The 21,358-nt window shown below is 67.9% G+C and carries 20 protein-coding genes; 8 read left to right on the forward strand and 12 right to left on the reverse strand.

The window, feature by feature from the left end:
* Positions 1-96: 96 nt before the first annotated feature.
* From ACSYHF_RS11020 to ACSYHF_RS11045, 6 genes are read right to left on the reverse strand one after another with little or no spacing between them, the layout of a single operon-like run.
* Positions 97-843 carry a hypothetical protein gene (locus ACSYHF_RS11020; protein ID WP_447575642.1) on the reverse strand — a complete coding sequence of 249 codons (747 nt, stop codon included), beginning with the start codon at positions 841-843 and terminating at the stop codon, positions 97-99.
* Positions 843-1,463 carry a DUF3299 domain-containing protein gene (locus ACSYHF_RS11025; RefSeq protein WP_375366715.1) on the reverse strand — a complete coding sequence of 207 codons (621 nt, stop codon included), beginning with the start codon at positions 1,461-1,463 and terminating at the stop codon, positions 843-845. The genes ACSYHF_RS11020 and ACSYHF_RS11025 overlap by 1 nt, the downstream gene beginning before the upstream one ends.
* A complete protein-coding gene (locus tag ACSYHF_RS11030) occupies positions 1,453-2,004 on the reverse strand; it encodes a DUF3299 domain-containing protein (protein ID WP_375366717.1) in 552 nt (183 codons plus the stop codon). Before ACSYHF_RS11030 ends, ACSYHF_RS11025 begins: the two co-directional genes overlap by 11 nt.
* 2 nt (positions 2,005-2,006) lie before the next feature.
* Positions 2,007-3,260, reverse strand: coding sequence for an ABC transporter permease (locus tag ACSYHF_RS11035; RefSeq protein WP_447575643.1), 1,254 nt, complete (start codon positions 3,258-3,260; stop codon positions 2,007-2,009).
* Positions 3,253-3,948: an ATP-binding cassette domain-containing protein gene (locus ACSYHF_RS11040; protein ID WP_111129344.1), complete on the reverse strand. Its 696-nt coding sequence runs from the start codon at positions 3,946-3,948 to the stop codon at positions 3,253-3,255. Before ACSYHF_RS11040 ends, ACSYHF_RS11035 begins: the two co-directional genes overlap by 8 nt.
* Entirely contained in the window at positions 3,945-4,478 is a 534-nt protein-coding gene (locus ACSYHF_RS11045) for a ZrgA family zinc uptake protein (protein WP_095377519.1), read from the reverse strand. The genes ACSYHF_RS11040 and ACSYHF_RS11045 overlap by 4 nt, the downstream gene beginning before the upstream one ends.
* A 32-nt stretch (positions 4,479-4,510) precedes the next feature.
* Here ACSYHF_RS11045 and ACSYHF_RS11050 point away from each other — a divergent pair, with 32 nt between their 5' ends.
* Complete coding sequence (locus tag ACSYHF_RS11050) at positions 4,511-4,984, forward strand: MerC domain-containing protein (protein ID WP_095377518.1); 474 nt, start codon at positions 4,511-4,513, stop codon at positions 4,982-4,984.
* A 175-nt stretch (positions 4,985-5,159) separates the two neighbouring features.
* Here ACSYHF_RS11050 and ACSYHF_RS11055 read toward each other — a convergent pair whose 3' ends face one another.
* Entirely contained in the window at positions 5,160-6,062 is a 903-nt protein-coding gene (locus tag ACSYHF_RS11055; protein ID WP_111129348.1) for a LysR family transcriptional regulator, read from the reverse strand.
* A gap of 118 nt (positions 6,063-6,180) precedes the next feature.
* On the opposite strand from ACSYHF_RS11055, the gene dkgB reads away from it, so the two are divergent.
* The 4 genes from dkgB to ACSYHF_RS11075 are packed head-to-tail and all read left to right on the forward strand — an operon-like array spanning position 6,181 to position 9,221.
* Entirely contained in the window at positions 6,181-6,984 is an 804-nt protein-coding gene (gene dkgB, locus ACSYHF_RS11060) for a 2,5-didehydrogluconate reductase DkgB (protein WP_447575644.1), read from the forward strand.
* An 11-nt stretch (positions 6,985-6,995) separates the two neighbouring features.
* On the forward strand, positions 6,996-7,943 hold the full coding sequence (locus tag ACSYHF_RS11065; protein ID WP_005416725.1) for a TIGR03571 family LLM class oxidoreductase: 948 nt from the start codon (positions 6,996-6,998) through the stop codon (positions 7,941-7,943).
* A 19-nt stretch (positions 7,944-7,962) separates the two neighbouring features.
* Positions 7,963-8,901 carry a cyclase family protein gene (locus tag ACSYHF_RS11070; protein WP_111129351.1) on the forward strand — a complete coding sequence of 313 codons (939 nt, stop codon included), beginning with the start codon at positions 7,963-7,965 and terminating at the stop codon, positions 8,899-8,901.
* Positions 8,898-9,221 (forward strand): MoaF-related domain-containing protein, encoded by a 324-nt coding sequence (locus ACSYHF_RS11075; RefSeq protein ID WP_111129353.1) that lies wholly within the window; start codon positions 8,898-8,900, stop codon positions 9,219-9,221. Before ACSYHF_RS11070 ends, ACSYHF_RS11075 begins: the two co-directional genes overlap by 4 nt.
* A 19-nt stretch (positions 9,222-9,240) precedes the next feature.
* Here the strand turns inward: ACSYHF_RS11075 and ACSYHF_RS11080 are convergent, their stop codons facing one another.
* Complete coding sequence (locus tag ACSYHF_RS11080) at positions 9,241-10,194, reverse strand: LysR family transcriptional regulator (protein ID WP_111129355.1); 954 nt, start codon at positions 10,192-10,194, stop codon at positions 9,241-9,243.
* 106 nt (positions 10,195-10,300) lie between these two features.
* Between ACSYHF_RS11080 and ACSYHF_RS11085 the strand changes: the two genes are divergently transcribed.
* Positions 10,301-11,044 carry an SDR family oxidoreductase gene (locus ACSYHF_RS11085; RefSeq protein ID WP_447575645.1) on the forward strand — a complete coding sequence of 248 codons (744 nt, stop codon included), beginning with the start codon at positions 10,301-10,303 and terminating at the stop codon, positions 11,042-11,044.
* Between the two features lie 165 nt (positions 11,045-11,209).
* On the opposite strand, the gene ACSYHF_RS11090 is transcribed toward ACSYHF_RS11085, so the two are convergent.
* Genes ACSYHF_RS11090 through ACSYHF_RS11100 form a run of 3 tightly spaced genes read right to left on the reverse strand, consistent with a single transcriptional unit; the run spans position 11,210 to position 16,700 of the window.
* Positions 11,210-14,287: an efflux RND transporter permease subunit gene (locus tag ACSYHF_RS11090; RefSeq protein ID WP_447575646.1), complete on the reverse strand. Its 3,078-nt coding sequence runs from the start codon at positions 14,285-14,287 to the stop codon at positions 11,210-11,212.
* A complete protein-coding gene (locus ACSYHF_RS11095) occupies positions 14,284-15,456 on the reverse strand; it encodes an efflux RND transporter periplasmic adaptor subunit (protein ID WP_447575647.1) in 1,173 nt (390 codons plus the stop codon). Before ACSYHF_RS11095 ends, ACSYHF_RS11090 begins: the two co-directional genes overlap by 4 nt.
* Positions 15,453-16,700: a TolC family protein gene (locus ACSYHF_RS11100; protein WP_197598954.1), complete on the reverse strand. Its 1,248-nt coding sequence runs from the start codon at positions 16,698-16,700 to the stop codon at positions 15,453-15,455. Before ACSYHF_RS11100 ends, ACSYHF_RS11095 begins: the two co-directional genes overlap by 4 nt.
* A gap of 62 nt (positions 16,701-16,762) precedes the next feature.
* Here ACSYHF_RS11100 and ACSYHF_RS11105 point away from each other — a divergent pair, with 62 nt between their 5' ends.
* Together ACSYHF_RS11105 and ACSYHF_RS11110 are read left to right on the forward strand one after the other, a co-directional pair.
* On the forward strand, positions 16,763-17,437 hold the full coding sequence (locus ACSYHF_RS11105; RefSeq protein WP_053500938.1) for a response regulator: 675 nt from the start codon (positions 16,763-16,765) through the stop codon (positions 17,435-17,437).
* Positions 17,430-18,803, forward strand: coding sequence for a sensor histidine kinase (locus ACSYHF_RS11110; protein ID WP_197598953.1), 1,374 nt, complete (start codon positions 17,430-17,432; stop codon positions 18,801-18,803). Before ACSYHF_RS11105 ends, ACSYHF_RS11110 begins: the two co-directional genes overlap by 8 nt.
* A 143-nt stretch (positions 18,804-18,946) precedes the next feature.
* On the opposite strand, the gene ACSYHF_RS11115 is transcribed toward ACSYHF_RS11110, so the two are convergent.
* Positions 18,947-21,298 (reverse strand): GH92 family glycosyl hydrolase, encoded by a 2,352-nt coding sequence (locus ACSYHF_RS11115; protein WP_447575648.1) that lies wholly within the window; start codon positions 21,296-21,298, stop codon positions 18,947-18,949.
* Positions 21,299-21,358: the final 60 nt, after the last annotated feature.

Raw genomic sequence — 21,358 nt, forward strand, 5'->3', positions numbered from 1 at the left:
TTATGATCTTCGAAGTCCACCGATTCAGCTTTTGTAGAGGCGGGCTTGCTCGACTGCGCCGCCAGCCAGGCATGGCCTGGCTCTACTGATTAACGTTTACCGGCAGTCTTCGGGCAGCGCGGCAACCGCCGACACCACCGCGCTCTGCATGCCCTGCCCCACGGCGGCGTCCAGCTCGCCGCCGATGCCACCGTGCTGGCGCCGCAGTTCGACCTCGCACAGGCCGCGCACCCGTGCACGGGCATTCGCGCGCAGGCTGCTGCACCGCCAATCGGTACCGCCCAATGGCAACACCGAATACACCACGTTGTTGCAGGCATTGCCGGCACGCTGCTGCAACGGCAGTCCACCGAAATCCCGCGGCTCGCTGCTGCGCTGCGGGTCAAAGTAGCTGTCCGGGAACATGCGCGCGTACTGTTCGATATCCACCGCCATGCTGCGCCCACCGGCCAGCGGCATCTGCAGCGGCTGGCCGCACGGCGTCGCATCAGCGCGATGCTGGATGTACTGGTAGATCGGCCGGTCCAGCATTGGATCCTGCTGGGTCACCGCACTCACCGCCGCCAGCACCGGCAACGACGCACGACTGGCCATGCGCGCCAGCAGCCCCGCCTGCGCTGGCTGGCAGCGGTCGCGCAGGGTCGCCGCGAGCAGGAACAGCACGTCATTGCGAAACGCGTGGTCATCGCCCAGGCGCTGTTCGATGCGCTGGCGGGCATCGGACGCCGGTGCCGGGAACGCGACTGCGGGCGGCGCAGCGGGTGCAGCCCGCCGCTGCCACCACACCAGCAGCACAACTGCGCCCAGCAGCACCCCGGCAGCCATGATCCGGCACCGGCGCATCAGTTGTGGATCGCCGTCAGCGTGGCCGCCGCGGCATCGTAGGACGCGCTGGCGATGTCCGCGTCGAAACGCTTCACCTGCAGGCGGCCGGCAAGCCGGTACGGATCCCACAGATCGCCCAGCGCGATCGGCGTGGCCAGGGTCACGTGGATGATCTGGTTGGGTGGCGGCGGCGGCACGTGGATGCAGGCCCCGTAGAACGGCACGAACAGCAGTTCATCGACCAGGCCGGCATCGTTGGTGCCGAGCGGTACCACGTAACCATCCAGATCCACCACGCGACCATCGACAGCGTCGACCACGCGCGAAGAGCCGAACTGCTTGGCGTGATCCGGGCTGGAATGGTCGATCTCCTGCCCCGGCGGCGTGCCTGAGCCGGTGTCGTCGATCAGCCCGCCCACGCCGTCCATGCCACCGCGTGACAGGCCGATCTGCGGCGGCGGGCGCTGGTAGGTCACTTCGTCGGGTCGCAACGCGTCCCAACGGTCGATGGGGGCTTCGGCCGTGGCGGAGGGCGCCGGTTTGTCCTGCGGCGTGACCACCACGGCGTCGCCGCCCGGCGCCGTACAGCCTGCCAACCCGACGCACCCCAGCACCAGCAGCAGGCAACTACGGTTCATAGGGCCTCAACTGTGCGTCACGCATGGTGTAGGCCGAACCGGCCAGATCGTCGTCCAACCGTTCGGCACGCAGGGTGCCGGCCAGGAAGAGCGGCGAGTACATGTCCGGCATCTCGATCGGGCGCGGCAGCACCACGTGCACGATCTGGTTCGGTGGTGGTGGTGGCACGTGGATGCAGGCGCCGTAGTACGGCACGAACAGGAATTCGGTCAGCCGCCCGTCCTGCGCGTTGGCCAGCGGTACCACGTAGCCCGGCAGGCGCACCGGTCGCTGCAGCACCGTATCCACCGTACGGAACGTACCGAACTGCGGCATGCGCCGGTTGCCGTTGTGCTCGACCTCCGGGCCCTCGCCCCGCTCCAGCGCGGCCAGCTCGTCCTTGGGCATCATCTGCAGCCAGTCCAGTTCCTGCTCTGCCGCATCCGCAGGGTCAGCGCGGTCGACAACCGGCGAAGGGGGCAACGCCTGCACACCGGTATCCACCGGCCGCTCGCAGGCGGACAGCGCCAGCACCATCGGCAATGCCCGCATCCAGCGCATGCTCAACCTCCCGGTGAAAGGCCATCGGCCACGGTGCGCCGGTAGGCCAGCCATGCCGGCACAAGCCCGGCCACGGCGCCGATCAGCAGCACGCCCCCAACCCACGCCAATTCGCGGCCATCCGGCCAGACATGGGTGATCGACAGGCCAAAGTTGGCCAGCGCCCAGCCGCGCCCGGCAATGCTGGCGGCAACCAGAAGCACCAGCGCCAGCGCGCAGGCCACCGCGCTGGTCGCCACCGCCTCCACCACCAGCAGGGCAGCGATGTAACCCGGCCGTGCCCCGGTGGCACGCAGGATCGCCATCTCGCGCCGCCGCTCCTGCAGGGTCGAGACCAGCAGCGCCACCAGCGAGACCATGCCGAGTGCCACCACCATCGCGCTGATCAGCTGCAGCGCCCGTTCGGCCATGCCCAGCGACTGCCACAACTGCTGCAGCGTGACGCCGGGCAGGATCGCCAGCATCGCCTCGTCGGGATACTCGTTGATCCTGCGCTGCACCGAAAACGTGGCAATGCGCGAGTTCAGGCCGAGCATGAAGGCGGTGATGCTGGTCGGGGTCAGATCCAGATGACGCGCCCGCTCGGCGCTGACGCTCTGGCTGCGCAGCTGCACGCCCGAACGCCAGTCGGCATGGATCGCCTCGATCGCTGCCAACGAGACCAGCAGCGACGAGTCGACCGGCGTGCCGGTTCGCTGCAGGATGCCGGCGATACGGAATGGCTTGTCGGCATGCGTGGCCAGGGTGACCGCGCCGGTGCCATGCGCCAGCACGATCTGGTCACCGAGACCAACCTTCTGTGCCTGTGCCACCTCGGCACCGATCACCACGTCATACAGGTCATCGAACGGCCGTCCGTTCGCGAACGCAAGCGCGTGCCCGGCGCCATAGCGGTAGTGCTCGAAATAGCCACCGCTGGTACCGACCACGCGGTAGCCGCGCCAGGAATCGCCCAGCGACAACGGCACCGCCCACTTCACCTGCGGTAGCGCGGACAGCTCCTGATACGACTGCCAGGACACGTTGTTGGTCGGGTCGCCGATATGGAACACCGAATACAGCAGCAGGTTCACCGGCCCCGAACGCGCACCGACGATCAGATCGGTGCCCGAAACGGTGCTGGCAAACCCCTCGTGCGCCTGCGTGCGTACACGCTCGACGCCCAGCAGCAGCACCACGCTGAGGGTGATGACCAGCACGGTCAGGCCCACGCTCAACGCGCGGCTGCGCAGGCTGGCCCAGGCAAGCTCAAGCATGGCCGGCACCTGCCTGGTTGATCTCGGACAGTGAAATGGTGCGGTCGAACAACGGCTGCAGGCTGTCGTCATGGCTGACCACCAGCACTGTGGTGCCGGCTGCCTGGCACTGCGCCGACATCAGCTGCAGGAACGCGGTGGCCGCGTCGCGGTCGAGCGCCGAGGTCGGCTCATCGGCCAGCAGCAACGCCGGGCGGCCGATCAGGGCGCGTGCCGCCGCCACGCGCTGCTGCTGGCCGACGCTGAGCGTGCCTGCGCGCCGCTGCATCAGCGCCGGGTCCAGCTGCAGGGCCTGCAGCAGGCGGGCGATCTCGGCATCCAACGGGCCACTGATGCGTGCGCTGCGCAGGCGCGAGAAGCGCAGGCCCAGCGCGATGTTGTCGCGCACGGTGAGGAACGGCAGCAGGTTGAACTGCTGGAAGATCACACCCAGGTGGTCGGCGCGGAAGCGGTCCCGCGCGGCACCACGCATCGCCTGCAGCGCGTGACCGGCGACCTCGATGCGGCCCTTGCAGGGCAGCAGCACGCCCGCGAGCAGGCCCAGCAGCGTGCTCTTGCCACCGCCACTGATCCCGCGCAGCAGCACGCTGCTGCCCTGCTCGATCCACAGCCGCGGCACGTCCAGCACCAGCTGCCGGCCATAGCCGAACTGCACGCCATCCAGCGCGATCACCGGTCGCATGCTCACGGAGCCAGCACCACGCGCAGGTTGTCCGGGGTCAGCACGCTGCGGTTCTGGCCATGGGCGGTGGCGCTGTTGACGATTACTTCGTGCAGGCCCGGGAACAATGCGGGCAGGCGCACGACAATGGCCCGCAGCTCGGCAGGCTTGGCGCAGTGGTACTGCAGCGTTGCGCTGAACCCCGCGTGCCGATGCTGACCTGATGGCGGTGCGGCAGCCGTCGCATCGAATCCCTCGGCCTTGGCATCGTTGCCTGAAAGGCGGCAGCCCGCGGCGGTAGGCAAGGTGACCCAGCTGCCGCCCTGCAGCAGCGCAGTCGCACGCGCCAGCGCGGACTGCTCGGCCGCATTGGCCGGCGGCCGCTCGAAATCAAGGATGCCGATGCCGGGGGCCTGCAGGGCGAATTCCAGCGTCTGCTGGTCAAGCGCAACATCGACGCTGGCCTGGCCGTGCACGTGCGGTGCGTGCTGGCGGATATCGTGGGCCTGCGCGGCGCTGGCGGCCAGCAGCAGGAAAAGAGCAGCAGAAAGCTTCATGGGGGACGCTCCAATTGTTACTATGTAACATTATGGACCACATCCCCACGACGCCCGCAAGGGCCCTGGCCCGGCCGCCAACTTCGGCACGCTGGCACCCCCGCTTCGATCTTGCCGGTGCCTGGCTGTCCCTGGCCTGCGCCGCCCATTGCATCGCCCTGCCCCTGCTGCTGGCCTTCGTGCCGGCAGCGATGATGGCGCTGCGTTCGTTCCAGCACCCCGGCCATGGCGCGATGACCGTGCTGCTGGTGATGTCGCGCTGGGAATGGCTGTTCGCGCTGCTGGCCTCGTCGCTGGCCTTGGCGAGCACCTCGGCCGGGCTGCACCGGCACGGGCGCGGGCGGCCCCTGCGGCTGGCGTGCGTCGGCGCGATCCTTCTACTGTCAGCCTCGCTGTACCTGCCGCTGAAGGAATCACTGCTCTGGCATGGCGTCACCACCGCGTGCGGCGGCATGATGCTGGCGGCAGCACACATCGGCAATCGGCGGGCGCTGCGCAACCGCTAACACCGGCTGCGGGTCGGTTGGAACACGCCATCCACGCATGGCGTGGATCTACTGAAACATGCAACACAGCCAACGGTAGAGCCGGCCGCTGGCCGGACGGAAAACACCATCCACGCATGGCGTGGATCTACTGATGCACTCCCGGCAGCCGGCCAGCGGCCGGCTCTACCCCTCCTTATTCGTCAAACGGACGCTGCCCCAGCGTCTGCGTCACATGGTCGACGAAACAGGTGATGCGGGCGGCCAGCGCGGTGTTGCGGTAGTACACCGCATTGATCGGCTGCCGCACTTCCTGCGTCTGCCTGGCAAACAGCTGCACCAGGCGGCCATCACGCCGATCCTGGCGGGTCAGGAAGTCGGACAGGCAGGCGATGCCCAGCCCGGCCACCGCCATCTGCCGCAGCGTCTCGCCGCTGGATGAAGCGATCGCCGGCTCGATCACGAAAGGGCCGCCATCGGCATCGTGTAGTGGCCATTCGTTCAACGAACTGGGCTGGGTAAAACCCAGCAGGTCGTGCTCGCGCAACTGCTCCACGCGCGTCGGCGTGCCGTGCCGTCGCAGGTACTCGGGGCTGGCCACCACGCGGATGCGGCTGTGACCGATCGGTCGCGCATGCAGGGTGGAATCGCGCAGCACGCCGATGCGGAACGCCACATCGGTGCGCTTTTCGATCAGGTCGGTGATGCCCTCGTTGGAATTCAACTCCAGCTCCACCTGCGGGTAGCGCTCGCGAAAGCCCTCCAGCAACGGCACGATCACGTGCAGCATGAACGGCGTGGCGGCGTCCACGCGCAGGCGCCCGACCGGCTGCAGCCGCCGCGCGGCCATCTGTTCCTCGGCCTCGTCCACCGTGGCCAGGATCGTGCGCGCGTACTCCAGGAACGCCGCGCCCTCCTCGGTCAGTTCCAGCCGCCGCGTGGTCCGCCGCAGCAGCGTGGTCTGCAGCTTGTCTTCCAGCCGCGCCAGGGTGCGGCTGGTGGCCGAGATGGTCAGCTCCAGGGCCTCGGCCGCCGCCGTGATGGAGCCACCATCGACCACCGCCACGAAGGCCTTCAGCTCATCCAGGGTGGTTTTCATTATTTACCTCGCCGCAAAAGCATTTCCCGTATACACGGCTTAATCAACAAATGTAAAGCGCCCACACTTCGCCCTGTCCCGAGCCCACCCGCTCTCAACGAAGTCCCTGGAGTCCATCATGAGCGTTCCTTCCTTTGGCGTCGGCACCTTCCGCCTGACCGGCCAGACCGTCATCGATTCGGTGCGCAACGCCCTCGACGTCGGCTACCGTGCGGTCGATACCGCGCAGATCTACGGCAACGAAGCCGAGGTCGGCCAGGCCATCGCCGAATCCGGCGTGCCACGCGACCAGCTGTTCCTGACCACCAAGATCTGGGTCGACAACTACGCCGCCGACAAGCTGAGCCCGAGCCTGCGCGACAGCCTGGCCAAGCTGCGCACCGGGTACGTCGACCTGCTGCTGATCCACTGGCCGGCGCCGGGCAATGGCGTTGAACTGCGCGAGTACATGACCGCGCTGGCTGAAGCCAAGGCGCTGGGCCTGACCCGCCAGATCGGTGTGTCCAACTTCAACATCGAACTGACACGGCAGGCCATCGAGGTGGTCGGCACCGGCGAGATCGCCACCAACCAGATCGAACTGAGCCCCTACCTGCAGAACCCGGCGCTGACCGCCTTCCTGCAGGAGCAGGGCATCGCGGTCACCTCCTACATGACCCTGGCCTACGGCAAGGTGCTGAAGGACCCGGTGCTGGCCGGCATCGCCGACAAGCACCAGGCCACCGTGGCCCAGGTCGCGCTGGCGTGGGCCCTGCAGCGGGGTTACTCGGTCATTCCGTCCTCGACCAAGCGCGAGAACCTGGCCAGCAACCTGCTCGCCCAGGACCTGCACCTGGATGCCGATGACATGGCCGCGATCGCCGCGCTTGACCGCAACGGCCGCGAAGTCGATCCGCCGGGCCTGGCCCCGGACTGGGACTGAGGCGCCTCGCCATGGGCAGTGCGTTGACGCGTCTGCAGGCCGGTGGCTTCAGCATCGGCATCGAGGCACCGCTGGACAATGACTGGACGCCACTGGGCGAACAGGCACGACGCGCCGCGCGACGCCTGCCCGGCGAACCGGACCTGCAGCGCCATGCGGAACTGGCACGGCTGGCCGACCGCCTCGGCTTCCGTGCGCTCTGGGTACGCGACGTGCCGGTGTACGACCCGGCCTTCGGTGATGCGGCGCAGGTGTTCGAGGTATTCAGTTACCTCGGCTACCTGGCCGGCATCACCGAGCACATCCTGCTGGGCACCGGTGCGGTGGTGTTGCCGATCCGGGAGCCGTTGCTGACCCTGAAGTCGGCGCGCAGCGTGCAGCGGCTGAGCGGCGACCGCCTGCTGCTGGGCGTAGCCAGTGGCGACCGCCCGGTGGAGTACCCGCTGTTCGGCCGCGACTTCGACAGCCGTGGCCGCCGCTTCCGCGAGCAGATCGCACTGCTGCGCGAAGGCGCCGCTGCGCACCTGCCGCAGGGCCTGGACGTGCTGCCCGCAGATGGCCCGGCCCTGCCGTTGTTCGTGGCCGGCCTGGCCCAGCAGCAACCGGCATGGATCGGCCAGCACATGGAGGGTTGCCTGGCCTACCCGGGCACGCCACAGGACCATGCGCAGCGCGTGGCGGCCTGGCGCGCCGTGGCCGGCAACAAGCCGTATGCCAGCTTCATCCACCTGGACCTGGTGGCCGATGCTGATGCCCCCTTGCAGCGCTGGCGCTTCGGCCTGCGTGGCGGCCGCAACGCCCTTTTGGCCGAGCTGCACGCCATGCAGGCAGCCGGTGTCGACCACATCGGCCTGCAGTTCCGCCGCAATGAACGGCCGTTGGCCGAAACCTTCCACGAAATCGCCGAGTACGTGCTGCCGCGCTTCCCGGCCCATGCCCGCGCCGCCGCGACGGCCTGACAGTTACCGGAGCTTTGCCATGAAGATGAAGACCCTGGCCGCGCTTGCGCTGGCCACCCTGCCGCTGTCCTTCCAGGCCACCGCCGAGGACTGGTATCCCTCCGCCTACGGCGCCGACGACGAGATCGGCGCGGCCAACCTGCTGACCGCCGACGTGGTCAAGCACGCGGTCTCGCTGGTCAGGACCGGCAAGACCTATCCGCTGGCGGTGCCGGTGGACAAGAACCTGCCCGCGTTCCGCCACCGCAGCTTCCGCCTGTACAACGTGCAGGTCGGCCAGCAGGCCGGCAGGTCGCTGGGCCCCAACAGGTTCACCTTCAACGATGAACTGGTGAACGCCTGGACCGGTGTTGGCACCCAGCTCAACGGTATCGGCCATATCGGCATCGACAACGTCTACTACAACGGCAACAAGGCCGCCGACTTCGTCACCGTGGACGGTGTGCGCAAGCTCGGCGTCGAGAAGGTGCCGCCAATGGTCACCCGCGGCGTCGTGCTGGACATGACCGCGTACTACGGCAAGGCGATCGTGCCCGGTGGCACCGAGTTCACCGTGGCCGACATCCAGGCCGTGCTGAAGAAGCAGGGCCTGAGCCTGCGCAAGGGCGACGTGGTGCTGTTCAACACCGGCTGGCTGGAACTGATCGGCAAGGACGACAAACAGTTCCTGGAAGTGGAACCGGGCATCGGCATGGAGGCGGCGAAGTGGCTGGCCGACCAGGGCATCGTCGCCTTCGGTGGCGACACCTGGGCCTCGGAGGTCTACCCGAACCCGAACGGTGCCGAGGAATTTCCGGTCAACCAGTACATGCTGGCCAAGCGCGGCATCTACAACCTGGAGCTGATCGACAGCCGTGCCCTGGTGCGCGACAAGGCCTGGGAATTCCTGTTCGTGCTCGGCCAACCGCTGTATGTCGGCTCGACCCAGGTGAACATCAACCCGGTGGCGATCCGATGAACACCGCCGCTGACCTTCCCGTGTTCGCCGGCCGCCGCTTCCGCGTCAGCTATGACGGCCTGGCCGCCGACAATGTCTACAGCGCCGATGGCCGCCACATGCAGTACGCCATCGTCTCCGGCGCCTATGCCGGTGCGCAGGGCGAAGCCGCCTGCGAGTGGCAGCGGATCAGCGACGGGGTCTATGCCATTTCGTGGCAGGAAGCCGATGGCGCTACGGTCGTGCATGTCGACGATTTCGTGGGCGGGCGTTCGCTGGCCTGGTTCACCGCCACCGATGGCAGCTTCCATCGCATGCAGGGGCCGCTGGCAGCGCTGTGATGCCGGCCAGCGGCCGGCACTACCCCCTGCGGTCGGACAGCTTCGCGTGCTGCGTCGGTAGTGCCGGCCGCTGGCCGGCAACACCGGTCTGCTCGAACACTCCGGCCACCCAGTCGATGAACACCCGCAACCGGGGCGACGGCGTGCGATTGCGCGGGTAGACCAGGCTCAACGGACTCGGCGTCGGCGGCGCCTCCGGCAGCAGCTCCACCAGCTGCCGGCGCGCGATGTACGGGTCCATCCGGTAGCGAGGTGCCTGGATGATGCCCAGGCCTGCCAGCGCGGCACCGAGGAACGCATCCGCGCCGGACACACGCACCCGCGCCGGCAACGGCAGATAGCGCACCTGCCCGCGCTGCTGGAACTCCAGGGGAATCAGCTGGCCGCTGGTGCTGGAGCGGTAGCCGACCATCTGGTGGCCGTCCTGCAGGGCATCGATGCTGCCCGGCACGCCCCTGGCCTGCACGTAGCCAGGCGAGGCGACCGTCACCTCGCGCAGCATCGTCAACCGGCGCGCCGCCAGATCGCTGTCGGCCAGCGTCCCGACCCGCAACGCCGCATCCACGCCTTCGCCCAGCAGGTCAACATAGCGGTCGCCTTCGCTGACCTCCAGTTCGATCTCGGGGTAGCGCTGCAGGAATTGCGGCAGGTGCGGGAACAGCAGGTGCCGGCCCAGCGTGCCATGCACTTCAATGCGCAACGGGCCGCGCGGCGGCGCGTCACGGAACGCGGCCTCGGCATCATCCATGTCGGCGATCAGGCGCAGGCAACGGCCATAGAAGGCCTCGCCTTCCAGCGTTGGCACCACCCGCCGCGTGGTCCGGTGCAGCAGGCGCACGCCCAGCCGCTGTTCCAGTGCCTTGATCGCGTCGGTCACCGTGGCCCGTGGCAGGCCGAGGTCTTCGGAGGCCCGGGTGAAGCTGCGGCGCTCGACGATACGGACGAAGGCGCGCATGGCCGTGAAGCGATCCATTGTTCGGTGATCCGGATGATGTTGGCGGATTATGCAGGATTATCCGAACGGGCAATGTCGCGAAGATAGTCCTGCGCCACTCCGGCGTGCCCCACTGGAGACCACCATGACCCTCTCCCCCGCCCGCCCTGTCGCTCTGGTCACCGGCGGCTCCCGTGGCATCGGCGCCGCCATTTCCCGCCGGCTCGCCGCCGATGGCCACGCTGTCGCCATCAACTATGCAGGGCGCCGCGACGACGCCGAAGCGCTGGCGGCCGAACTCAACGCAGCCGGTGCGCAGGCCATCGCGCTGCAGGCCGATGTCGCCGATCCGCAGGCAGTGCGGCAGCTGTTCGATGCCATCGAAGACCGCTTCGGCGGCATCGACGTGGTGGTCAACAGCGCGGGCGTACTGCAGCTGGCGCCGCTGGCCGACACCGACGACGCCCTGTTCGATCGGGTGATCGGCATCAACCTCAAGGGCGCCTTCAATGTGCTGCGCGAAAGTGCACGACGGGTGCGCGACGGCGGGCGCATCGTCACGCTGTCCACCAGCGTGGTCGGCATCCGGCTGGAGAACTACAGCGTGTACGCCGCCAGCAAGGCGGCGGTGGAGACCATGGGCGCGATCCTCAGCAAGGAGCTTCGCGGGCGCAATATCACCGTGAACGCCGTGGCGCCGGGCCCGACCGCCACCGATCTGTTCCTGGATGGAAAATCGCCCGAGCTGATCGAGCGGTTGGCGAGGATGACCCCCCTGGAGCGGCTGGGTACGCCGGAGGACATCGCCGGCGCGGTGGGGTTCCTGGCAGGTGCCGATGGCGGATGGATCAACGGCCAGGTGCTGCGCGCCAACGGCGGAATGGTGTAGATCGCACAGATGGCATCCACGCATGGCGTGGATCTGCTTGGGAACCCGTGGCGGTTGATCGAATCCACGCAGGACGCAAAGCCGGTGTAGAGCCGAGCCTGCGCTCGGCTGCTCTTCGCGCGAAGGCCAGAAGCAGCCGAGCGTGGGCTCGGCGCTACAGGCAGGTCAGGCGCCATGGGCCTCGCGACGCTGGTGTACCCAGTAGTACAGCGTGGGCAGTACCAGCAGGGTCAACAGCATCGCCGACAGCAGGCCGCCGATCACCACCACCGCCAGCGGCTTCTGGGTCTCGGCACCGATCGCATGCGAGGTGGCCATCGGCAGCAGGCCGAACATCGCCAGTAGTGCGGTCATCAGCACCGTGCGCAGGCGCTGCAGCGAACCCTGTACCACCGCCTGCAGCAGGTCCATGCCCTGCTCGCGCAGCTGGGCGAAGCGACTGAGCATCACCACCCCGTTCAGCACTGCTTGCCCGAACAACGCGATGAAACCGATCGCCGCCGACACTGACAGCGCGATGCCAGTGAGCCATAGGGCGAGGATGCCGCCGATCATCGCCAGTGGCACGTTGGCCAGGATCAGCGCAGCGCTGCTGATGTCCTTGAAGGCATCGAACAGCAGCACGAAGATGATCAGCACCGACAGCGGAATCACCCAGCCCAGCCGCTTCATCGCACGCTGCTGGTTCTCGAACTCGCCAGACCACTCCAGCCGGTAGCCGTCCGGCAGCTGCACGCTGGCGTCCACGCGCTTGCGCATGTCGGCCACCACGCTGCCCATGTCGCGGCCGGCGATGAAGATGCTCACCGCCTTCACCCGCCGTGCGTTCTCACGCGAGATGTTGATCGCGCCACTGGCCATGCGGAACTCGGCCACGTCGGACAGCGTCACGGTGTGGCCATCGCCAATGCCCACCGGCACCGTGCGCAACCGTTGCAGGTCACGGTCGGCGTCGTCCAGGCGCAGCGTGATCGGGAACCTGCGGTCACCTTCCCACAGTTCACCAACCTGGCGCCCGCCCAGTGCGGTCTCGATCACCTCGTCGATGTCGCGCACATTCAGTCCATAGCGTGCCGCACGATCGCGGTCGATCTCGATCTGCAGCTGCGGCAATGAGCCGTCACGATCAATGAAGGCACTCTCTACGCCCTCCACGCCACGCACCTGCCCCAGGATCGCCTGCGCGTGCTGGTTCAGTACATCCAGGTCCGAGCCGCTGACCTTGATCACCACCTGGCCCTTGATCTGCGAGATGCTCTCCAGGATGTTGTCGCGCACCGGCTGCGAGATCGAGAACTCCGGCCCCGGAATGCGCTGCTCCAGCATGCGCTGAAGGTCGCTTACCAGCTGTCGCTTGTCCACGCCCTTCGGCCATTCCTTCTCGGGTTTCAGTGCCACCAGCGCCTCGATCTGGTTGGCGCCCTTGGCGTCGGAGCCATCTTCCGGGCGCCCCAGCTTGGCCACTACCGTCGATACCTGCGGGAAGGTGCCGACCAGCTCACGGATGCGCCGCGACTGCTGCTGCGCTTCGCCCAGGCTGGTGCTCGGGTCGAGCGTGGCGGTCAGCCAGATCGAGCCTTCGTCCAGCTCGGGCAGGAACTCCGAACCCAACCGGGTGCCCAATGCCAGCGTGCCGACCAGCAGCGCAACTGCGGTCAGTACCACCGCACGCGGGCGGGCCAATGCACGCTCCAGGATCGGCTTGTACCCGCCGGTCAGGCGGTCCATCAGCGGATTGCCATCGCGCATGCGGTCGCGGCGCAGCCACCAGTAGCAGAACAGTGGCACCACGGTCAGTGCGAGGATCAACGCACCGATCAACGCCGAGGTCACCGAGTACGCCATCGGCGCGAACATTCGGCCCTCCTGGCGCTGCAGGGTGAAGATCGGGATGTGTGCGGCGATGATGATCAGCATCGAGAAGAACGTTGGGCGCCCCACTTCGGAGGCTGCCGAGAGTACGGTAGAGAAGCCCGTCTTCCTGTCAGCGTTCGGCGGCAGCTTCGACAGCCGCGACACGATGTGTTCGGTCACGATCACCGCGCCATCGATGATGATGCCGAAGTCCATCGCACCCAGCGACAACAGGTTGGCCGGTACGCCCCACAGATGCAGGCCAAGGAAGGTCGACAGCAGGGCCAGCGGCATCATCGCCGCCACGATCAGCGCGGCGCGGGCGTTGTACAGGAACAACCACAGCACCAGGAACACCAGCACCGCGCCTTCAAGCAGGTTGCGGAACACGGTCTTCAACGTGGTCGACACCAGCCACGAGCGGTCGTAGAACGGCTCGATGCTGACCCCGGCCGGTAGCTGGTTCGCTTCGATCTCGGCGATGCGCGCGTGCAGGGCGTCGAGCACGTCGGACGGGTTCTCGCCCTTGCGCATCAGCACCATGCCGAACACCGCATCGTCATTGTCATCCTGGCCGACCAGGCCCTGCCGGGGCAGGCCGGTATCGGCGATACCGGCAAGGTCGCGTACCAGGATTGGCGTGCCACCGCGCTGCGCCACCACCACGTTGCCAATGTCGGCCGGCGAACGCATCAGGCCCACACCACGGATCAGGAACTGCTGCTGGCCGCGTTCCACATAGCCGCCGCCCGCGTTCGAACTCCCCTTCTCCAGCGCCTCGGCGAACTCACCGAGGCTGATGCCGCGGTCACGCAGCTTGTCCAAATCCGGCTTGACCTGGAAGGTGCGCGCAAAGCCACCGAAGCTGATCACATCGGCCACTCCAGGAACGGTGCGCAGGCTACGCTCCATCGTCCATTCCTGCACGGTGCGCAGCTGGGTCGGGGTCAGGTGCGGGCCTTTCAGCACATAGCGGTAGATCTCGCCCACCGCCGAGCTCATCGCCTCCAGCTCCGGGGTCACCCCTTCCGGCAGCTCCACGCCCTGCAGGCGCTCCAGCACCTGCTGGCGTGCGAAGTAGTCATCGGCCTTGTCGTCGAAGGTCAGGATGATCATCGACAGGCCGAACTGCGTATGCGAGAACACCCGCACCGAATGCGGAATGCCAGACAGCGCCACTTCCAGCGGCATCGTCACCTCGCGCTCGACCTCTTCGGCGGCACGGCCCGGGTGCAGCGACACCACCGTCACCTGGGTGTCGGACACATCCGGGAAGGCTTCCACCGGCAGCACGCGGAACGCGGCGATGCCAGCGCCGATGAACAGCAGCAGCGCCAGCATCACCATCAGCGGCTGGCGCAGGCAATAGGCAATCAGGCGATCGATCATGGCGCGGCATGCCCCGTGCCGGCGCTGGCGGCGGCTGGCGCGCTGTCGACCAGTTGCTGCAGCAGCAGGCCACCCTCGACGACCACTCTGCTGCCCGGCGCCAGGCCTTCACGCACCCACAGGCGGCCGTCACCCAGCTCCTCGGCGTGCACCGCGTGGCGCGCGAAGCGGCCCTTGCCTTCCTCCACGAACACCACCTGCTTTCCGTCGATCAGCAACACCGCGGCGTCGGGCAGCGAGACACCGCCCTCGGACGGCAACGCCACCTGGGCGCGTACGTACTGCCCGGCCTTGAAGCCACGTGCGCGGTTGTCCAGCTCGGCACGCGCCTGCACCACGCGGCGCTCACTGTCGATGAAGTCATCCACGTGCTGCAGGGTCGCCTGCAGCGGCTGTCCATCGGCGCCGGGCACGCTCACCTGCATGCCGGCCTTCAACCGCCCTGCCAGGCTTTCAGGAACATCCAGCAGCAGCCACAGGCGGTCCGGATCGCCGATCACTGCCAATGGCTGCTCGCTGTCGGGACTGACCGACATGCCCGGGTTCATCCGCCGCTCCACCAGCACGCCATCAATGGGCGCGCGCAGCGGCAAGCGCTGGTCCACGCGCTGGCCATTGCCGTAGGCCCTGGCGAAGGCAGTCGCACGTGCATGATCAGCCTGGCTGCCAGCGAGGTTCGCTTCGGCTTCATCCAGTTCACGGCCCGACGCCACTCCCGCGGCGTGCAGCTCGCGGGTGCGCTCCAGCTCCTTGCGTGCCTGCTGCAGTTCGGCACGGCCACGCGCGCCCTCTGCCTGGGCCTGGCCGAACTCCGGCGAGGTGATCCAGGCGATGACCTGCCCTGCCTTCACTCTCTGCCCCGGCTGCGCCTCGATGCGCGCCACCTGACCCGGCAACGGCGTGCGCAGTGCACTGGAGCGTGTCTCGTCCCAGGCCACCCGGCCCGGCAGCTGCAGGCTGGCGCTGGCGCCGGCGGTCACCGCCTCGCTGCGCAGCACGTCCAGCTGGCGGCTGCCGGCTGGAAACTGGATCTGGCCGGCACTGACCTGCGGCGCGTCCTCGGTATACGACGCCGGTTCGCGGCCGCAGCCGCCCAGCAGGGCCAGCGCCAGCAGGGCCGGCAGCACGGCATGTCGCGCACGCAGGCGACGGGCGACGGTGGACTTCATCGGGACGCTCCTTCAACAACGGATGTGGCCGCTTCCCAGCGCGCCAGGGCAATGGCATGGTCGGCACGCGCTTCGATCAACGCGGCCTCGAATTCGCGCCAACTGCGGCGCGCATCCAGCAGATCGGTCAGGCTGGCGGCACCACGGCGGTAGGCCAGTTCGATGCCCTGTACCGCCTTGCGCGCGGCGTCGGACTGCAGTCCTTCGTAGTCGCTGCGGCGCTGCGCGGCGGATTGCGCGCCGGCCTGCAGCTGGTCCAGCTCGGCGCGCGCTTCGCGCTGCAGCACCTGCAGTTCCAGCGCCGCACTATCACGGTCGGCCTCGGCACGCTGCATCGCGCCGCGTGCACGCGATGGGCCACCGAGTGGAATGGTCAACGACACGCCCCAGGTCACACCGCTGATGTCGGTCGGCTCGCGTTCGGCTTCCATACCCAGCTGGACATCGCGATGGCGCTCGCTGCGCGCCAGTGCTACACCGGCATCGGCCGCGGCCAGGCGCGAACGCGCTGCGCGCAGATCGGCACGCTGCTGCGGATCGAACGCGCGCGTTGCGGCAACGCCTGCGAGGTCCGGCCAGGGGTCATCGGCGCTGAGGTCACCGCTGTCGTCACGCCCGAGCAGAAGGCCCAGCGCGTGCCGCGCATCGCGCAGATCCAGGGCCGCCTCGCGCGCCGCGTCGGCCACCGCCAGGTCGTCCACCGCCAGACGCGCGCGATCCACCGGCGCCATCGCCCCGGTGGCAACCTGCTTGTCGGCTGCCGCCATCTGTTCGGCCGAACTCTGGCGGTTGGCCTCGGCAATCTGCACCCGCTCCTGCGCGCGCTTCAGGCCGAAGTAGGCCTCATGCAGCGCCACCTGCTGGCGACGCCGCGCATCGAGCATCTCCAGCCCGGCCACCTCCAGCAGCGCATCGGCCTGGCGGATACGCAACGCGCGCTTGCCACCGCGTTCCCAGGTCCAGCCCAGGCCCACGGTGCTGTCCATCCGCTTGTCCTGCCAGCGGCCCGGGCCGACGCCGTGCCTGGGGCTGAGCTTGCTGGTGCCGATCGACAGCTCGGTCGCTGGACGCAGCGCCGCCGTCTGCGCGTCGCCCTGCACGCCACGCAGCGCCAGTGCCGCCACACGCAGGTCCGGGTTGTGTGCTTCCATGGCGCGCTGCGCCTCCTGCAGGGACAGTGCCGACGCCGCAGGTGCGCACGAAAGGGCGGCCAACACAGCCGCAAGGCAAGGGGAGAAATTCATGCGCGTCACGGTAAGGTGACGCACTTGCGCCAATCTTGCCCCAACCTTGCACGAAGCTTGCAATGCGAATCCTGCTGATCGAAGACGACGCCGCCCTGGCCGATGGACTGATCCGCGCCCTGCAGGGCGCCGGCCATCTGTGCGACCACCTTTCGCGTGGGCTGCACGCGCCGGCTGCACTGGCCAGCGCGCCGTATGACGTGATGGTGCTCGATCTTTCATTGCCCGACGTCGATGGCCTCGACCTGCTCTCGCGCCTGCGCAACGACGGTGTGATCCTGCCGGTGCTGATCCTGACGGCGCGCGACGGCGTGGAGGACCGCATCCTCGGCCTCGACCGGGGTGGCGACGACTATCTCGCCAAACCGTTCGCACTGGGCGAGCTGGAAGCGCGCCTGCGTGCTCTGTCGCGCCGCCGCAGCGACGCACCGGCGCAGAAGCGGTTGGGCCGTTTGTGCTTCGACAGCATCCGCAATGAGGCGCAGGTGGACGGCCAGCGCATCGAACTGACCGCCCGCGAGCTGTCGCTGGTCGAGGCACTGATGCAGCATCCCGGCCGCACCGTGACCAAGCAGCGCCTGTTCGACGCTTTGTACAGCTGGGACCACGACGCCAACCTGTCGGTGATCGAAGTGCATGTCAGTCGCCTGCGCCGCAAGCTGGAACAGGCGCGTGCCGGCGTCGGCATCCGCATGCTGCGTGGCCTGGGTTATCGCCTGGAGGCCAGCGGTGACTGAGCGCGTGCACAGCCTGCGGAGCCTGCTGCTGCGCCGCCTGTGGCTGCCACTGCTGGTGCTGCTGATGTGCAGCGCTGTGGGTTCTTTCGCGCTGGCGCGCTTCTACGCCGGTCAGGTCTATGACCGCTGGCTGCTGGACTCGGCGATGTCCCTGTCCGAGCTGGTGACGGTGCAGGAGGGTCATGCCTCGATCGAGATCACGCCCGCGGTGTCACGTATGTTCAGCTGGGACACCGCCGACGAAGTGCATGGCGAAGTGGTCGATGCTGCGGGTGGACGCTTGTATGGCGACTTGGCCGAAGCGCTGCCGCGCCCGGCCACCGCCGCATCAAGCGACGACGCGGTTTATTACGATGCGCGCCTGCGCGGGCAGCCGGTGCGCATGGTCGAAGTCCTCGTCAGTGCCGGACCGGGCCACGATATCCGGCTGCGCGTAGCCGAGACGCTGCGCAAGCGCCACCGGCTGGAGCGCAAGCTGCTGCTGACCAGCATCCCGTTCCAGGCTGCGATCCTCACGCTGGCCGCGTGGCTGGCCTGGTCCGGGACCGGCGCGGCCGCGCGCCATGCCAACCAGGTGGCGCGGCGCTTGGCCAGCCCCCGCCCGGACCCACTGGCGCCCCTGGAACCCGCGCAGGAGGCGCCACGCGAGCTGTGGCCGGCGGTGGAGGCCTACAACGCACTGTTGCAACGACTGGACGCCATGCAGGCCGCGCAACGGCGCTTCGTCAGCAATGCCGCGCACCAGCTGCGCACGCCGCTGGCGGCAATGCAGGTGGAGCTGGAGAGCTCACTCCGCCACCAGGATCCGCAGGCCCAGCAGCTGGCGTTGTCCGGCACGCTGGCCGGGCTGGCACGGCTGCAGCACCTGGTCAACCAGCTGCTGATGCTCAGCCGCTCGGAAGATCCACAGGGCAGCGCACTGCCGCTGCAGCCTCTGGATCTGGCCGCGCTCGCGCGTGGCGTGGTCGAGCGCTATGCCGACCGCGCATTGGTGGCGGGCGTTGACCTGGGTTACGACGGACCCGACGACGGCGTGCAGGTACAGGGCGATCCGCAGTTGCTGCGCGAGGCGCTGGGCAACCTGCTGGACAACGCGCTGCGCTATGGCGCCACGCCCGGAGTCATCACCCTCGGCGTTCGGCAGGGAACCGACGGCGTGCAGGTATGGGTGGACGATGACGGCGCCGGCATCGCCGAAGCCGAACGCGCGCGCGTCACAGAACGCTTCTACCGGGCCAGCAGCGAGGGCGACGGCTGCGGGCTGGGGCTGGCGATTGTGGCCGAGATCGCGCAGCGACATGGCGCGACCTTGATGATTGATACCGCCCCGATCGGCGGTGCGCGGGTGGGGTTGCGGTTTCGTTGACCTTTGTCGAATTGCCCTTGTAGAGCCGAGCCCATGCTCGGCTGCTTTTGGCACGGTGCCTGAGCCGAGCATGGGCTCGGCTCTACAGGTATCAGGTCACCCGTGAAGCGTGCCGACCAAGGTCGGCACCTACCACGTGCGCATCACCGGCTCATCGAATACGGCGCCTGCGCGCCCTGCCCCGGCCAGTCCTTGTTCGGCTCGGCCTGCATGCTGAAGCGCAGTTCGCCACCGGCCAGGATCTCGTCGTGGCGCAGGAAGGTACGCTGCAGCGGCTTGCCATTCAACGTCACGCTGCCCACATAGGTGTGCTTGTCATCCAGACCCTCGGCCACGATGGTGAACGTCTTGCCGTTCGGAAGACGCATCGCGGTCTTCGGCAGGAACGGACGGCCCAGGATGTACTCGCCCGAGCCCGGCGCCACTGGGTAGAAGCCCAGCGCGGTGAACACATACCAGGCCGACATCTGGCCAACGTCATCATTGCCGGCCAGGCCATCGGGGCGGTCGGCATACTGGGTGTCCATGATCTGCTTCAGGCGCGCCTGCGCGCGCCACGGCTGGCCGGCATACGAATACAGGTAGGCCACGTGGTGGCTCGGCTCGTTGCCGTGCGCATACCAGCCAATCAGGCCGGTGATGTCTTCCATGTGCTCGAAGATCGATGGATCCACCTTGGCGTTGAACACCTCGTCCAGGCGCGCGAGCAGCTTGTCGCTGCCCCCGTGCGCGGCGGCCAGGCCGGCGACGTCCTGCGGCACGTACCACGAGTACTGCCAGGCGTTGCCTTCGGTGTAGTCGGTGCCGTAGCCGCTGGCGCTGGGGTCGAACGGCGTGCGGAAGCTGCCATCGCGCTTGCGCGCGCGCATGAAGCCGGTGTCCTTGTCGAAGGCATTGCGCCAGTTGCCTGCGCGCTTGTCGAAGGTCGCCGCGATATCGGCCTTGCCCATGGCCTGCGCCATGCGTGCGATGGTCCAGTCGTCGAAGGCGTACTCCAGCGTCTTGCTGGCCGCTTCACCTTCCTCGTCGATCGGCACATAGCCCAGCTCGCGGTACTGCGCGATGCCATCATACGGGCCGTAGTTCGCGGTCTCGACCATCGCGTTCAAAGCCTTGTCCGCATCGAAGCCACGAATGCCCTTCACGTAGGCATCGGCGATCACCGGCACGGCGTGGTAGCCGATCATGCACCAGTCCTCCAGGCCGTGGAACGACCACACCGGCAGCATGCCGTAGGGGCTGTGCTCGTGGTGGGCCAGCATGGAGTTGATGAAGTCGCTGTTGCGCTTTCCCGGCTGCACCAAGGTCAGCAGCGGGTGCAGCGCGCGGTAGGTGTCCCACAGCGAGAACGTCGAATAGTGCGTGAAGCCATCGGCCTTGTGCACGGCATTGTCCGCGCCGCGGTACTGGCCATCGGCATCCATGAACAGCGTCGGCCCCAGCATCGTGTGGTACAGCGCGGTATAGGCACTGCGCCGCGCATGTTCCGGCGCGTCAATGTCCAGCACGGACAGTGCCTGCGTCCACTCCTGCTTCGCCTGTGCACGCACGCGGTCGAAATCGAAGTCGGCCACTTCCGCGTCGAGGTTGGCGATGGCACCCGCTTCACTCACCGGTGAGATCGCCACCTTCACCACCAGCGGTGCATCTAGCTTGCCGAAAGCGAACGTACCAACCAGCTGACGACCCTCGATCTGGGCGCGCTGCGCGGGATCCTTCTCACCCGGCGGCGGGAAGCCCTTGTAGACGATGTCCTGCTCGGTGTTGTGCAGCTCATGTCCGGCCAGCGGCCGCGAGAAACGCATCGCGAAGTACAGCTGGCGACCCGGCGCCCAGCCGCGCGTCTCGCGGAAGCCGGTCACCGTGCCATCGGCGCGCACCCGTACCCGCGACCACAGCACCTTGCCCGGGTAGTCATACATGCTGGTACGCATGTCCAGCAGCACCTTGGCGTCGGTGCCCTTGGGGAAGGCATAGCGATGCACGCCCACGCGCGCACTGGTGGTCAGCTCGGCACGCACCTTGTAGTCATCAAGGGTGACTGCGTAGTAGCCCGGCTCGGCCTTCTCGTCAGCGTGGCGGAACCGTGAGGCGTAACCGCTGCGCGGCTTCTCCGGATCACCCCGCTCCAGCCCGGGGTTGCCGGTGAACGGCATCAGCAGGATGTCGCCCAGGTCCGAATGACCGGTGCCGGAAAAATGCGTGTGCGAGAAACCGACGATGCTCCTGTCGTCGTAGCGATAGCCCGCTGCCCAGCCATAGGCCTTTTCCCGTGGCTGGATGCGCGTGTCCGGGCTGAGCTGGACCATGCCGAACGGCACCGTGGCGCCGGGATAGGTATGGCCCTCCCCCCCGGTTCCGATGAACGGGTCGACCGAGGCATAGGCGCGTTCGGCGGCGGATTTCGACGGGGCGGCCAGCACCGCCCCGGAGGCAAGCATGGCGGTCGCGACGAAAGCGATCAGGAGACGACGGTCCAGCGTGGGCATCGGCATTTGGATCGATTCAGGTGGTAGTCGGATCCTAGCACCGGGCCTGCTCTGTCGCATGCTGCA

Source organism: Stenotrophomonas maltophilia group sp. P373 (assembly GCF_053295075.1).